This is a genomic window from Arthrobacter sp. 2MCAF15 (genome assembly GCF_052115605.1).
Classification (GTDB): Bacteria; Actinomycetota; Actinomycetes; order Actinomycetales; family Micrococcaceae; genus Arthrobacter.
The window spans coordinates 255,690-267,998 of the sequence record NZ_JBFRGZ010000008.1 but is presented as its reverse complement, the minus strand read 5'-3'; the positions used below and the strand labels follow the sequence as shown (position 1 = coordinate 267,998).

Below are 12,309 nucleotides of genomic sequence, written 5' to 3'. Positions count from 1 at the left end.
GGTCTGGCGGGACGCTCGGGCTCCCCACCAAGTCTAGGCCTGCGGCTTTGCGGAGCCTGTCAGGATGCGTTCAAGGGCCTCGAGGAAGGCTGTGGTTTCCGTCTCAGTGCCGGCGGTCACGCGAAGGTGCCCTGGAATGCCGACGTCGCGGATGAGGACACCGGCCTCGAGCAGGCCTTTCCAGACCTCGTGCGGGTTCTCCAGCCCGCCGAAGAACACGTAGTTCGAATCCGAGGCGGCCGGCCGAAGGCCCAGCCGGATCAGCTCCGACACGATCCGGTCGCGCTGGCGCTTGATGTCCTCGACGTCCGCCATGAGTACCACCCGGTGGCGCAGGGCGGCCAGGGCGGTGGCCTGGGTGATGGCGGAGAGGTGGTACGGCAGGCGGACCAGGCGCAGCGCGTCCGCGACCTCCGGGGCCGCGGCCATGTAGCCAAGGCGTGCGCCGGCGAGGGCGAAGGCCTTGCTCATGGTGCGCGAGACGATGAGCCGTTCCCGGCCTGGCAGCAGCGTGAGGGCACTCGGCGTGCCGTCGTGGGCGAACTCGTGGTAGGCCTCGTCGACGATCACAATGGTCTGGCTGGCCTCACCGGCGTCGTAGACGGCCTCGACGACGTCAAGCCCAAGACCGGTACCGGTGGGGTTGTTCGGGGAGCACAGGAAGACGATGTTGGGCTGAAGCTCGCGGACCTGCCGGGCTGCCGACTCCGCGCTGAGCCCATAGTCTGCCGCGCGGGCACCGACGATGTACTCCGTGTCGGTGCCCGATGCCAGCAGCGGATACATCGAATATGTGGGAGGGAACCCGAGGGCCGTCCGGCCGGGGCCACCGAACGCCTGGAGGATCTGCTGAAGGACCTCGTTGGAGCCGTTCGCGGCCCAGATGTTCTCCGCGTCCAGGCCGTGGCCAAGATATTCGGCGAGGGCAACACGCAGTTCAGTGAACTCGCGGTCCGGATAGCGGTTCAGCCCGGCGGCGGCGGCGCTTACGGCCTCGGTAATGGCCTCGCGGACATCCGCGGGGACACCATGGGTGTTCTCGTTGACATTGAGCAGGATGGGGACGTCCAGCTGGGGCGCGCCATAGGGACGCAGGCCGCGCAGATTGTTTCGGAGGGGCAGTCGGTTGAGGCGCTCAAGCTGGTCAGTCACGTGACCAGTTTAAGTGGTAGCGGGACGGGCCCTGAAACTGTGACGCCCGCGACGGCACATGGGGCCAGGTGGATGGAGCTACTTTGACGGCACGAACAGCTGCTGGCCCGGCATCACACGCGCGGCGTCCAGGTTATTCAGCTGCACGATATCGGCAACGACATCGCGGGGGTCGCGCTCCGGGGCGACGGAGCCCGCAATGGCCCAGAGGGACTCCCCGGGCTGCACAGTCACCGAAACGGTGGGCGTCAGCGAGAGCTGGTCCGCGGAATCCGCCGCTTTCGCGGGGGCGTTGAGGAATCCGCTGAACGAGAGGATGAGCGCCGCCAGCAGGATCAGGGGGACGCCAAAGAAAACGAAACGTCCGCGACGGGTGAGCCGCAGCGGCGGCTGCTTCCGGCTTACCGAAGTAACGGCACTCAGGCCCTGCACCGCGGCCGGTGCCGCGGAAGGCCGCCGGCCGGCGCCGATCGGGTACACGTTGCCGTGGCTGCCGTGACCAGTGACGTTGCGACCCGCACGGCGCTGCTGATTCGTGACGCCATGAACAAAAGTGCTGTGAAACGCGCTTGAAGCTGACATGAACTGAGCCCTCCTGGACCTTACGGTGCCGCCCGACGTATTCCGCGTACTCGCCGCCAACCGACCGAAACCTTCGAACATAGAACCGAACATTGCCTCCGGAGCCGGAGCTCTGAAATCGAACACATATTCGAACCTTGCTTGTTCTGTTTTAGCACTTACTAACGAACGATGTCGAGACTCGCTAGAACAAATGTTTGAAAAAGCCTTGCAGCTGGCCTATTTTTGAGGGACAGGACAACCACTTGTGACTCGAACATTTGCGACTCGAACTTTTTACGACTCGAACATCGCCGGTTGATTCGAACATTGGTAGTTGATCAGCAGGGTCTGACATTTTCAGGCCGGAAGTTCCCGGTGACCAGACATGGCGGCCGGGCGGAACGGAAAGGCATTGGCGAACATGGCAGCACAAGCCACCGGCGGCAGGGCCTCCTCGCGGAGCCCACAACCCGCACGGGCCCCCAAAAGCCTCACCGTCCGGCAGAAGAAAATTCTGGAAACCATTCAGCGCTCCGTCACGGACAACGGCTACCCGCCCTCCATGCGCGAGATCGGTGACACCGTCGGCCTAGCTAGCCTGTCCAGCGTGACCCACCAGCTCTCCCAGCTCGAAAAGCTTGGCTACCTGCGGCGCGACCCCAAGCGTCCCCGGGCCATGGAAGTACTCATGCCGCTGACCTTGGATGAGGGGACCACGGCGATTTCGGGGGTCGAGAAGTCCAGCGGCCTGCGGGCCGTCGGCGGCCTCTCGGTCACCGAACTCGCCAGCGCCACCGACACGGCAATGGTGCCGTTCGTCGGACGCATCGCCGCCGGCGGGCCGATCCTCGCGGACCAGGTGGTGGAAGACGTCATGCCGCTGCCCCGGCAGCTCGTGGGCCATGGCGAACTCTTCATGCTCAAGGTCGCCGGCGACTCGATGATCGATGCCGCCATCTGCGACGGCGACTGGGTGGTTGTCCGCCGCCAGGGCGATGCCGTGAATGGCGACATCGTGGCCGCACTGCTGGACGACGAAGCCACGGTCAAGACCTTCCGCCAGCGGGACGGCCACACCTGGCTGCTGCCGCAGAACACCCAGTACGAACCCATCCTGGGCGACCACGCCGTCATCATGGGCAAAGTCGTCTCGGTTCTCCGCTCCCTCTGACGGCTGCGGCCGGGGTCATCCCGGATTACGTACGCCCAAAGAACATGTGCACCCAAAGCAAGGTCCCCGCCGGCAATCCGGACGGGGACCTTTGCGATTCCTGGTCTGCTGGCTGCGCGGCCGCCTACTTGGCGGCCTGTGCCGACTCTTTGGCGAGCCGTTCGAGGGCCGCCATGGCAATGGCGGAATCGGTGGTCGGCCAGAACGGCGGCAGCGCGGCACGCAGGAATCCGCCGTAGCGCTCGGTGGACAGCCGCGAATCCAGTACGGCCACCACGCCTTTGTCCGACGTCGAGCGGATCAGCCGGCCTGCGCCCTGCGCGAGGCGGATCGCGGCGTGTGTGGCGGAGACGGACATGAAGCCGTTGCCGCCGGCTTGGGCGACGGCCCGGGAGCGGGCCGTCATCAGCGGATCGTCCGGCCGCGGGAAGGGAATCCGGTCAATGACCACCAGCCGGCAGGACACGCCAGGGACGTCGACGCCCTGCCAGAGGGACATGGTTCCGAACAGGCACGTGTCCGGTTCGTCGGCGAACTGGCGCACGAGTGCGGTCATGGTCGACTCCCCCTGGCACAGGATGCTCATGCCCAGCCGGGGCCGCATGGCCTCGGCTGCGTCCTCGGCCGCGCGCCGTGAGGAAAACAGGCACAGGGCACCGCCGCCGGACGCGCGGATCAGCTTCTCTAGTTCGTCCAGCGCTTCAGGGGATGTCCCGCGACCGGGTTTGGGCAGGTGCCGGGCGACATAGAGGATGCCCTGCTTCGGATAGTCGAAGGGCGATCCGACGTCGACGCCGGTCCAGCTGGGGGCGCCGTTGCCGACCAGGCCCAGGCCGCCGGCGGCAGGCTCGAAGGCTGCGCCGATGGCGAGGGTGGCCGAGGTCAGGATGACGGTGTGCTCGGCGAACAGGCCCTCACGCAAACGCCCCGCGACGCTCAACGGGGCCACGTTGATCAACGCCGGCGCGCTCTCGTCGGGCTGTGAGAAGCCCTGTGCCGGGTCGAAGCTGCTGTTGCGGGAGAACCACACGACCTCGCGGTTTTCGCGCGCGGCCAGGAGTCGTTCGCAGAGTTCCAGGATCACCATCAGGCGTGAGCGGGCGAGCTGGCGCCCGCCGTCGGCCGTCGTGGAACTGTCCCCCTTCGAGTCGGACAGTGCGGCGCGGCAGGCGTCGCGCAGCTGGTCGATGCAGTCCAGCTGTTCGGAGTTCAGGCCGTTGGGCATCAAGCCGCTGGGGACGCCGTCGATGGCCAGTTCCAGGTGGGCGGCGGCATTGTTCAGGGCGTCCACGGTAATGCCCGTGTGCTTTCGGGCCCCGGATGCTGCGGCGTGCACCATCGCCGCGGAGAGTTGGCCGGAGACCGCGCCCGTGACCCGGTCCTGAAGTTCGTGCGCCTCGTCCACCACCACCACGTCGTACTCGGGCAGCACCGCAAGGCCTTCGAAGGCGCTCACGGCGAGCATGGCGTGGTTGGTGACCACGACGTCGGCGTCGGCAGCGTTCTGCCGTGCCAGTTCGCTGAAGCATTCGGCCGCGAGCGGGCATTTCTGCGCGCCCAGGCACTCCATGGAGGTGACCGAGACCTGACGCCAGGCCCGGTCCGTGACGCCGGGCATGAGCTCGTCGCGGTCCCCCGTGGCCGTCTCCTCGGCCCACTCACGCAAGCGGACGACTTCTTTGCCCAGCTGGGAGGACGGCCCGCCAAGTGCCGCCGCGAAGTGCGGAACGCTGGTGTCCTCGCCGAGGGAAAACAGCTGGCCCTCGGACGGTTCTTCGGACGGGAAGCCGCCCTCGAGCTTGTGCCGGCACACATAGTTGGACCGGCCCTTCACCAGGGCGACCTTCACGGGCCGCTCCAGGGCGGGCGTAATGTTCTTGAGCAGCCTGGGCAGGTCCCGCCCGACAATCTGCGTCTGCAGCGCCAGGGTCGCGGTGGAGACCAGGGTGGGCTTGTTGCTGGTCAGCGAATGGGCGATCAGCGGAATCAGGTACGCCAGCGACTTTCCGGTGCCGGTTCCGGCCTGGACCAGCAGGTGGTCGCCGCTGTCAATTGCGCGCACCACCTGCCGGGCCATTTCGTGCTGGCCATCGCGGCTCTGGCCGCCCATGCCGGACACGGCACGGTCGAGCAGTTTGATGACAAACTCCTCACCGGCCGCGCCCTCGGTCGCATCCCCGTCGGCGTCGTCCGCGCCATCGGTTGCGTCGGCCGAACGTGCCAATCCGGCGTCGTCAGGTTCCGCGCCATCGGTTGCGTCAGCGTCCGCAGCTTCAGCGTCAGCCCTGGTCACCGCGGCCTCAGTCATTGCTGATGAAGGGATCCAGTTCAGCGGCGAGTCCTTCGCGCACCATCACCACGGCCCGCGTACCCGTTTCCTCGTGGTCGAGGCTGAGGATCTCGGCGTCGGTCTCGTGGAGCTTGCTGAGCAGGTCCCCTCGGTTGTACGGGATCAGCAGTTCAAGCTTCACGCTGGGCCGCGGAATGCCGTCGCTGATGGCCTTGAGCAGCTCCGGAATACCTTCACCGGTGCGGGCCGAGACCACCACGTGGCGCGGTTCGCGCTGCTTGAGCCGCTCGACCACGAACGGGTCCGCGGCGTCGGCCTTGTTCAGCACGATGATTTCCGGAACCTTGCGCGCATCGACCTCGCTGAAGACGCTCCGGACGGCCGCGATCTGGCCCTCCGGGTCCGGGTGCGACACGTCCACGACGTGCAGGATCAGGTCCGAGTCGGCCACCTCTTCCAGCGTGGAACGGAACGCCTCCACGAGCTGGGTGGGCAGTGATCGGACGAATCCCACGGTGTCCGCCAGGGTGTAGCCCAGCCCGTCGGCCGTTTCGGCCTTGCGGACGGTGGGGTCCAGGGTGGCGAACAGGGCGTTTTCCACCAGCACCCCGGCGTCGGTCAGTCGGTTCAGCAGCGAGGACTTCCCGGCGTTCGTGTACCCGGCGATCGCTACCGAGGGGACGGCATTACGACGGCGGTTGGCCCGCTTCGTTTCCCGGGCCGGCTTCATGGCGGCGATTTCGCGCCGCAGCTTGGCCATCCGGGTGCGGATCCGGCGGCGGTCCAGTTCGATCTTGGTTTCACCGGGACCACGCGAGCCCATGCCGGCGCCGGCGCCGCCCACCTGGCCACCGGCCTGGCGGGACATCGACTCGCCCCAGCCACGCAGGCGCGGCAGCAGGTATTCGAGCTGGGCCAGCTCCACCTGCGCCTTGCCTTCACGGCTCTTGGCATGCTGCGCGAAGATGTCCAGGATCAGTGCCGTGCGGTCGATGACCTTGACCTTGACGATGTCTTCCAGGCCGCGCCGCTGGGACGGGGCCAATTCGGCGTCGACGACGACGGTGTCGGCGCCGGTGGACATCACGATGGCTTTCAGTTCCTGCGCCTTGCCGGAGCCGAGGAAGGTTCCGGGATCGGGCTTGGCCCGCCGCTGGACGAGCCCGTCGAGGACCTCCGAGCCCGCTGTCTCGGCGAGGGCAGCAAGTTCGCGCAGGGAGTTCTCGGCATCCGCGAGGGTGCCTTCGGTCCAGAGGCCGGCCAGGACGACGCGCTCAAGGCGCAACTGCCGGTATTCGACCTCGGTGACGTCTTCGAGTTCGGTGGACAGACCCGCCTTGCGGCGCAGCGCATGGCGTTCCTCGAGATCCTGCTGGGCGCCGTCGAAGTTCGTGTACACCTCGTCCAGGCGGGAGATGGCCTGCGCCTTGCCGAGTACCGACTTGAGGCCACTGACACCCGGACCGCCCGCGTCGCCGGCGGCTCCGGAGCCGGCGCCACGGCCTGCACCAGGGGCGGGGGTGTCCTTGGAAAGGATCCGGTCGATAACAGCCTGGATCTCCTCAGGACTCATGTCCTGGGCTGCTGAATCGGGTCCGGTGTTGGGGTGGCTGGTCATGGTCTCCTTTAAGGGTTCGGCACTTTCAGAATAGTGCCGATTGTTGCTCTGTGGGGCGGTATTCGCGCTGGGCTGACGGCGAGGGGTCATTCGGGCCTCCTGGAATGCCCGCGGCAACGGTGCCGGAGGGCAGGGCTGGCTCCGTGCGGAGCGGTGGCTGGATGGGGAATGGGGCGTCTATGCGCCTGGCTGTGGGTGCGGCACCCGGGAACGGCCGTGGGGGACACCGTCTCGTGAACACACCGTCTCGTGAGCACACCGGGGTAGTCACCATCCGCGGAGCGGCCTCGGAACGGGCCAAGGTGGTCAGCGGGCCGACGGCGCACAGTGTCGGCGAAACACGGTGGCTGGGAAGGCGGCTGGATTCCAAGTGGTTCGGGCACCCGCGGTGAGAAAGCTCACTCTTGCGTTGGCGCACTCAGCGGAAGGCATTTACCTGCGTCGCTCCGGAGACGGGCCAGGACCCGTGCCGGCTACTTGGAGATCAGGATCATGTTTAAAGCCTAGCAGACGCCCTCGCGCACCTTCGGTTTCCCATTCAGGCGCGGCGCCAACTAATCTGGCCCATTATGGAGTCTGCACACTATTTCAGCGCCCAGCCGGCCGGGCCTTTCACCCGCAAGCCGCTCACCGTGGAGCTTGCCGGTGAAACGCGCCGGCTGCAGACCTCCTCAGGGATCTTCAGCCCGGACGGGATCGACAAGGGGACGGCCGTGCTGCTCGCCGACGTCCCTGCGCCGGCGCCGCAGGGAAACCTGCTGGATATCGGCTGTGGCTGGGGACCTATCGCGCTCACCATGGCCCTGCGTGCACCGCATGCGCATGTCTACGCGGTGGACGTGAACGAACGCTGCGTGACCCTGACCAATGAAAACGCCGGACTGTTGGGGTTGGGCAACGTCAGCGCCAGCACGCCGGACGCCGTCGATCCTGAGCTGCGCTTCGCCACCATCTGGTCCAACCCGCCTATCCGGATCGGCAAGGATGAGCTTCATGCCCTCCTGCGGCTGTGGATTCCCAGGCTGGCGCCGGGAGGATCGGCCTGGCTGGTGGTCCAGAAGAACCTCGGCTCCGACTCGCTGCAGCGCTGGCTGGCGGCCGAGCTGGACTCCAGCTTCAGCGTGACACGGGAGAGCACGTCGAAGTCGTTCCGGATCCTGCGGGTCAGGAAAGCGTCCCACTAGCCACGATCACGGCCGGGCCGCTGAGTTCGACGTGTTCGTGCCCTTCCGGACCCACGAAGAATTTCACCCCGACGACGCCGCCGGGAACGTGGACGTTCCACACGTCCGGTGCGCCCTGGCCTGCCCAGTGCCGGATAGCGACGGCGGCGGCGCAGGCGCCGGTGCCGCAGGACTGGGTCTCCCCCACTCCGCGCTCGTGGACCCGCATGGTGATGGTGCCGGTGCCCTCATGGACCAGTGGTTCGGACGGCACGACGAATTCGACGTTGGTGCCGTGCGGCGGCGTCGGATCCACGCGGGGGGCGGTGAACAGCTGGGTGGCCTCGAGTTCGGCGGTTTCGGCCAGGGCCACCACGGTGTGCGGGTTGCCCATGCTGACCGAAAGGGCTGGCCGTGCGACTTCGAGCCCGTCGGCACTGACCAGCGAGTCCATGGCCCGTGCGGTCGCCTCGCCGGGGAAAATAAACTCCCAGGGGCCCATGTCCACTGCGTAGCCCGCGGCTGTGCGGACGATCGTCTTGGCACCGCCCCGGGTTCCAATGACGAGGGACTCGCCGGCGGGAAGGTCCACCAGGCCCTCGGCGATGAGGAAATGCACGAAGACGCGGACGCCGTTGCCGCACATCTCAGAGAGCGAGCCGTCGCCGTTGCGGTAGTCCATGAACCACTCGGCGTCCGGGTGCGCGGTCAGCAATTCCTGTCCCTCAGCCAGGAACCGGGAAGGGACGGCACGGATCAGGCCGTCCCCGCCGATGCCGCGGTGCCTGTCGCAGAGTGCCGCGACGTGCTCGGCACCAAGCGACAGTGCGCCGTTGGGGTCGGCGATCAGGACAAAATCGTTGCCCGTTCCGTGGCCTTTGGAAAACTTCAGACCGCTCAGGGCTGCGGTGTCGCCGGCAGTACGGTCAGCGGCTACGGCTTGGGATTCGTCCATGCTCCAAGGTTACCGTTCCGCCCTCCCAGCTCCGGTACCGTGACCGGGACGCTACGCGGGAGGCGAAACAGGTGGCGTCCTTCCCGCTGAGTCCACCACGGCGTCGTTCAAACGCCGGCGGCAGAACCAGCGCCCTTCAACACAGTGCCGGTCACCACAGCGCCCTTCAACACAGCACCGGTCACCACAGCACCCATCAACACAGAGCAGCGGCCCGTGCCGCCAGGTCGGCATCCTGCCAGCCCAGCCACGTCACCCGGGGATCGGCGCGGAACCAGGTCAACTGGCGGCGCGCGAACTGCCGGGTGGCGATGATGGTTTCGTCCGCGGCCTGCTCCACGGTGGAGGCACCGTCGAGCACCCGGAGGAACTGGGCATAGCCGAGGGCCCGGGGCGCGGTCCTGCCGCTGCGGAGACCCGCGGCGTCCAGGCGGCGCACTTCTTCCAGCAGCCCCCGGTCCACCATGGCGTGGACGCGGTGCGCGAGCCGTTCCCGGAGCAGTTCCCGGTCCACGTCAAGTCCGATCTGGACGGCGGGCTGAAAATACTCCCGGGCGGGCATGAAGGAGCTGAACGGGCGCCCGGTGAGCTCGAAGACCTCCAGGGCACGGATGACCCGCCTCGCGTCGCCGAGCCGGCCCGCCGACACGGGATCCACCGCTTCCAGCCGCTCCCGCAGCGGTGCGGGTCCCGCGGTCGCCAGCTCCGTCTCGAGCCGGTGGCGGATGTCCGGATCCGTGCCGGGGAATTCCAGGACATCGAGGGCGGCCCGGACGTAGAGCCCCGATCCGCCGGCCAGGATGGCCCGTTTCCCGCGGCCGTGGATGTCCGCGATCAGGGCACGCGCCTGCTGCTGGAAGTCCGAGACGCTCGCTTCCTCAGTGACGTCCAGAATGTCCAGGAGGTGATGCGGCACGCCCCGGCGTTCGGCGTCGGTGATCTTGGCGGTGCCGATGTCCATGCCGCGGTAGAACTGCATGGAATCGGCGTTGATGACTTCCCCGTCGAGCTCGAGGGCGAGCGACACGGCCAGGTCTGACTTGCCGGACCCCGTAGGCCCGACGACGGCGATCACCGGCGGCGCGGCCTGAGCGGCGGCTTGGGCGGCAGTTTCGGCGGCGGCCTGCGGGCCCGGCACGGCGCTAACGGCCGCGGACCGGGAGGCTGGGCATGCCCAGCGATACGCCGGACCTGCCCGAGGCGCTGGACGGGGCCGGGGCGCCGCAGGAATCGGCCTGGGAACGGTCCCAGGCATCACCGGCACGGGACCGGCGGAGGCTGTAGTCCTCTGCCGAGGCCGGGTCGGAAATGAGGTGGAACGCCGCCGCTTCAGTGATGGTGACGGTCACCAGGTCGCCGGGCCTGGGTGCTTCGGCGCCGGCGGGCACCGAGAAGTGCACCAACCGCTGGTCCTGGGAACGGCCGGAAAGGCGGTGGGTTTCCTCGGCTTTGCGACCAGACTGTGCTGTCACCATGACCTCGACCCGGCGGCCGAGCTGGCGGGCGTTTTCCTCTGCCGCAATCCGGTCCTGCAGGGCCGTGAGGCGCTCAAAGCGTTCCTGAACCACGGCCTTGGGCAGCTGGTCAGGCAGGTCCGCGGCAGGGGTTCCGGGTCGCTTGGAGTACTGGAAGGTGAAGGCTGTGGCGAACCGGGACTTCTCCACGACGTCGAGCGTGGCCTGGAAGTCCTCTTCGGTCTCGCCGGGGAACCCGACGATGATGTCCGTGGAGATCGCGGCGTGCGGGATCTTCTCGCGGACCTTGTCCAGGATGCCGAGGAACTTGGTGGAGCGGTAGGACCGCTTCATGTCCTTGAGGACCTTGTCCGAGCCGGACTGCAGGGGCATGTGCAGCTGCGGCATGACGTTGTGGGTCTCTGCCATGGCGTCGATGACGTCATCGGTAAAGGCTGCGGGATGCGGGCTGGTGAAGCGGACGCGCTCCAGGCCTTGGATTTCCCCGCACGCGCGCAGGAGCTTGGAGAATGCCTGGCGGTCACCGAACTCGACGCCATAGGAATTCACGTTCTGGCCCAGCAGGGTCACCTCGATGGCGCCGTCATCCACGAGTGCCTGGATTTCGGCCAGGATCTCCCCCGGGCGGCGGTCCTTTTCCTTGCCCCGCAGTGCAGGGACGATGCAGAACGTGCAGGTGTTGTTGCAGCCTACGGAGATGGACACCCAGCCCGAATAGACGGAGTCCCGCTTGGTGGGGAGGGTCGACGGAAAGACGTCCAGCGACTCGAGGATCTCCAGCTGGGCCTCGTGGTTGTGGCGGGCCCGGTCCAGCAGCGCCGGCAACGCACCGACGTTGTGGGTGCCGAACACGGCGTCCACCCACGGGGCCTTCTTGAGGATGGTCTCCCGGTCTTTCTGCGCGAGGCATCCGCCGACGGCGATCTGCATCCCGGGGTTGGCTGCCTTGACCGGGGCGAGGATGCCGAGGTTGCCGTACAGCTTGTTGTCTGCGTTCTCCCGGACGGCGCAGGTGTTGAAGACCACGACGTCGGCCAGCTCACCGGCGGACGGAACGTAGCCTGCGGCCTCCAGCATGCCGGCCATCCGTTCGGAATCGTGCACGTTCATTTGGCAGCCGAAGGTGCGCACCTGGTAGGTGCGGGGCTGGGCGGGCCCGGAATGGTCCTCGGTTGCAGCTGTGTCGGCGCTGGATGTTGCAAGCGCTGCTGGAGAGGGCGTGCCGGCTGCTGGGGAGGGAATGGTAAAACTCACCTGTTAAGGGTAACGGGTCGGAGCCGGCATGCGCTGACTCCTGGCTGACTCCTGATCGGCGGCCCTAGTCCCAGGCTTCAGTCCCAGGCGTCGCCGCGGCCGGCGACGGAATCGAGAACCTCTCCGACTATCCGGAAGGCGAGCGAGGGCTGGTATCCCTTGCGGGCCAGCATGGAGGCGAGGCGGCGGGTGATCTTATCGCGCTCCGCACGGTCCTCGGCGCCGGCGAAGCCCCGCAGCTTGCGCTCCACGAGTTCACGGGCCGCGGCCTCCTCGTCGGCGTCACTGAGTTGATCCAGCGCGCCGGCAGCGGTCTCGGCGTCGATGCCCTTGTCCGCAAGTTCGCGCCGCAGGGCCCCCTTGGCGAGCTTGCGCGTTTGGGACCGGCTGCGGACCCACATGTCGGCAAACTCTGCGTCGTCAACCAGGCGCACTTCCTCGAAGCGGTCCAGCACGGCCTCGGCGACGTCCTCTGGAATGTTGCGCTCGGCCAGCTTGCGCGAGAGCTGCAGACGGCTCTTGGGCGAATTCGTCAGCTGCCGCAGCACGATGGACCGTGCCACCGCCGCGGGGTCGGCGTCAGGATCCAGTTCCGGAGACGGTGCCGCCCTTGAGCCGCGGGAACCACGGGACCCGCGGGACCCGCGGGAACTGTGCCCGGGGGAAC

General features: G+C 67.5%; 10 protein-coding genes. 2 read left to right on the top strand and 8 right to left on the bottom strand.

What is annotated here, in order from left to right:
• Positions 1–33: 33 nt before the first annotated feature.
• The gene (locus tag AB4089_RS11750) at positions 34–1,152 is read right to left on the bottom strand and encodes a histidinol-phosphate transaminase (protein ID WP_441409455.1); all 1,119 of its coding nucleotides are present in this window, start codon (positions 1,150–1,152) and stop codon (positions 34–36) included.
• Positions 1,153–1,230: 78 nt separating this feature from the next.
• Positions 1,231–1,734 (bottom strand): LysM peptidoglycan-binding domain-containing protein, encoded by a 504-nt coding sequence (locus AB4089_RS11745; protein ID WP_441409454.1) that lies wholly within the window; start codon positions 1,732–1,734, stop codon positions 1,231–1,233.
• A gap of 403 nt (positions 1,735–2,137) precedes the next feature.
• On the opposite strand from AB4089_RS11745, the gene lexA reads away from it, so the two are divergent.
• Positions 2,138–2,887: a transcriptional repressor LexA gene (gene lexA, locus AB4089_RS11740; protein ID WP_441409453.1), complete on the top strand. Its 750-nt coding sequence runs from the start codon at positions 2,138–2,140 to the stop codon at positions 2,885–2,887.
• A 124-nt stretch (positions 2,888–3,011) separates the two neighbouring features.
• Here the strand turns inward: lexA and AB4089_RS11735 are convergent, their stop codons facing one another.
• Positions 3,012–5,195, bottom strand: a complete 2,184-nt coding sequence (locus tag AB4089_RS11735) for an ATP-dependent DNA helicase (RefSeq protein WP_441409452.1) — start codon at positions 5,193–5,195, stop codon at positions 3,012–3,014.
• On the bottom strand, positions 5,188–6,795 hold the full coding sequence (gene hflX, locus AB4089_RS11730; protein ID WP_441409451.1) for a GTPase HflX: 1,608 nt from the start codon (positions 6,793–6,795) through the stop codon (positions 5,188–5,190). Before hflX ends, AB4089_RS11735 begins: the two co-directional genes overlap by 8 nt.
• Before the next feature lie 569 nt (positions 6,796–7,364).
• Between hflX and AB4089_RS11725 the strand changes: the two genes are divergently transcribed.
• Complete coding sequence (locus AB4089_RS11725) at positions 7,365–7,979, top strand: class I SAM-dependent methyltransferase (RefSeq protein ID WP_441409450.1); 615 nt, start codon at positions 7,365–7,367, stop codon at positions 7,977–7,979.
• On the opposite strand, the gene dapF is transcribed toward AB4089_RS11725, so the two are convergent.
• From dapF to AB4089_RS11705, 4 genes are all read right to left on the bottom strand, one after another.
• Positions 7,960–8,913, bottom strand: a complete 954-nt coding sequence (dapF, locus tag AB4089_RS11720) for a diaminopimelate epimerase (RefSeq protein WP_441409449.1) — start codon at positions 8,911–8,913, stop codon at positions 7,960–7,962. The two genes, AB4089_RS11725 and dapF, sit on opposite strands and share 20 nt — an antisense overlap.
• A 196-nt stretch (positions 8,914–9,109) precedes the next feature.
• On the bottom strand, positions 9,110–10,051 hold the full coding sequence (gene miaA, locus AB4089_RS11715) for a tRNA (adenosine(37)-N6)-dimethylallyltransferase MiaA (RefSeq protein ID WP_441409448.1): 942 nt from the start codon (positions 10,049–10,051) through the stop codon (positions 9,110–9,112).
• A gap of 4 nt (positions 10,052–10,055) precedes the next feature.
• A complete protein-coding gene (gene miaB / locus AB4089_RS11710) occupies positions 10,056–11,642 on the bottom strand; it encodes a tRNA (N6-isopentenyl adenosine(37)-C2)-methylthiotransferase MiaB (protein ID WP_441409447.1) in 1,587 nt (528 codons plus the stop codon).
• Positions 11,643–11,719: 77 nt separating this feature from the next.
• Positions 11,720–12,205, bottom strand: a complete 486-nt coding sequence (locus AB4089_RS11705) for a regulatory protein RecX (protein WP_441409446.1) — start codon at positions 12,203–12,205, stop codon at positions 11,720–11,722.
• Positions 12,206–12,309: the final 104 nt, after the last annotated feature.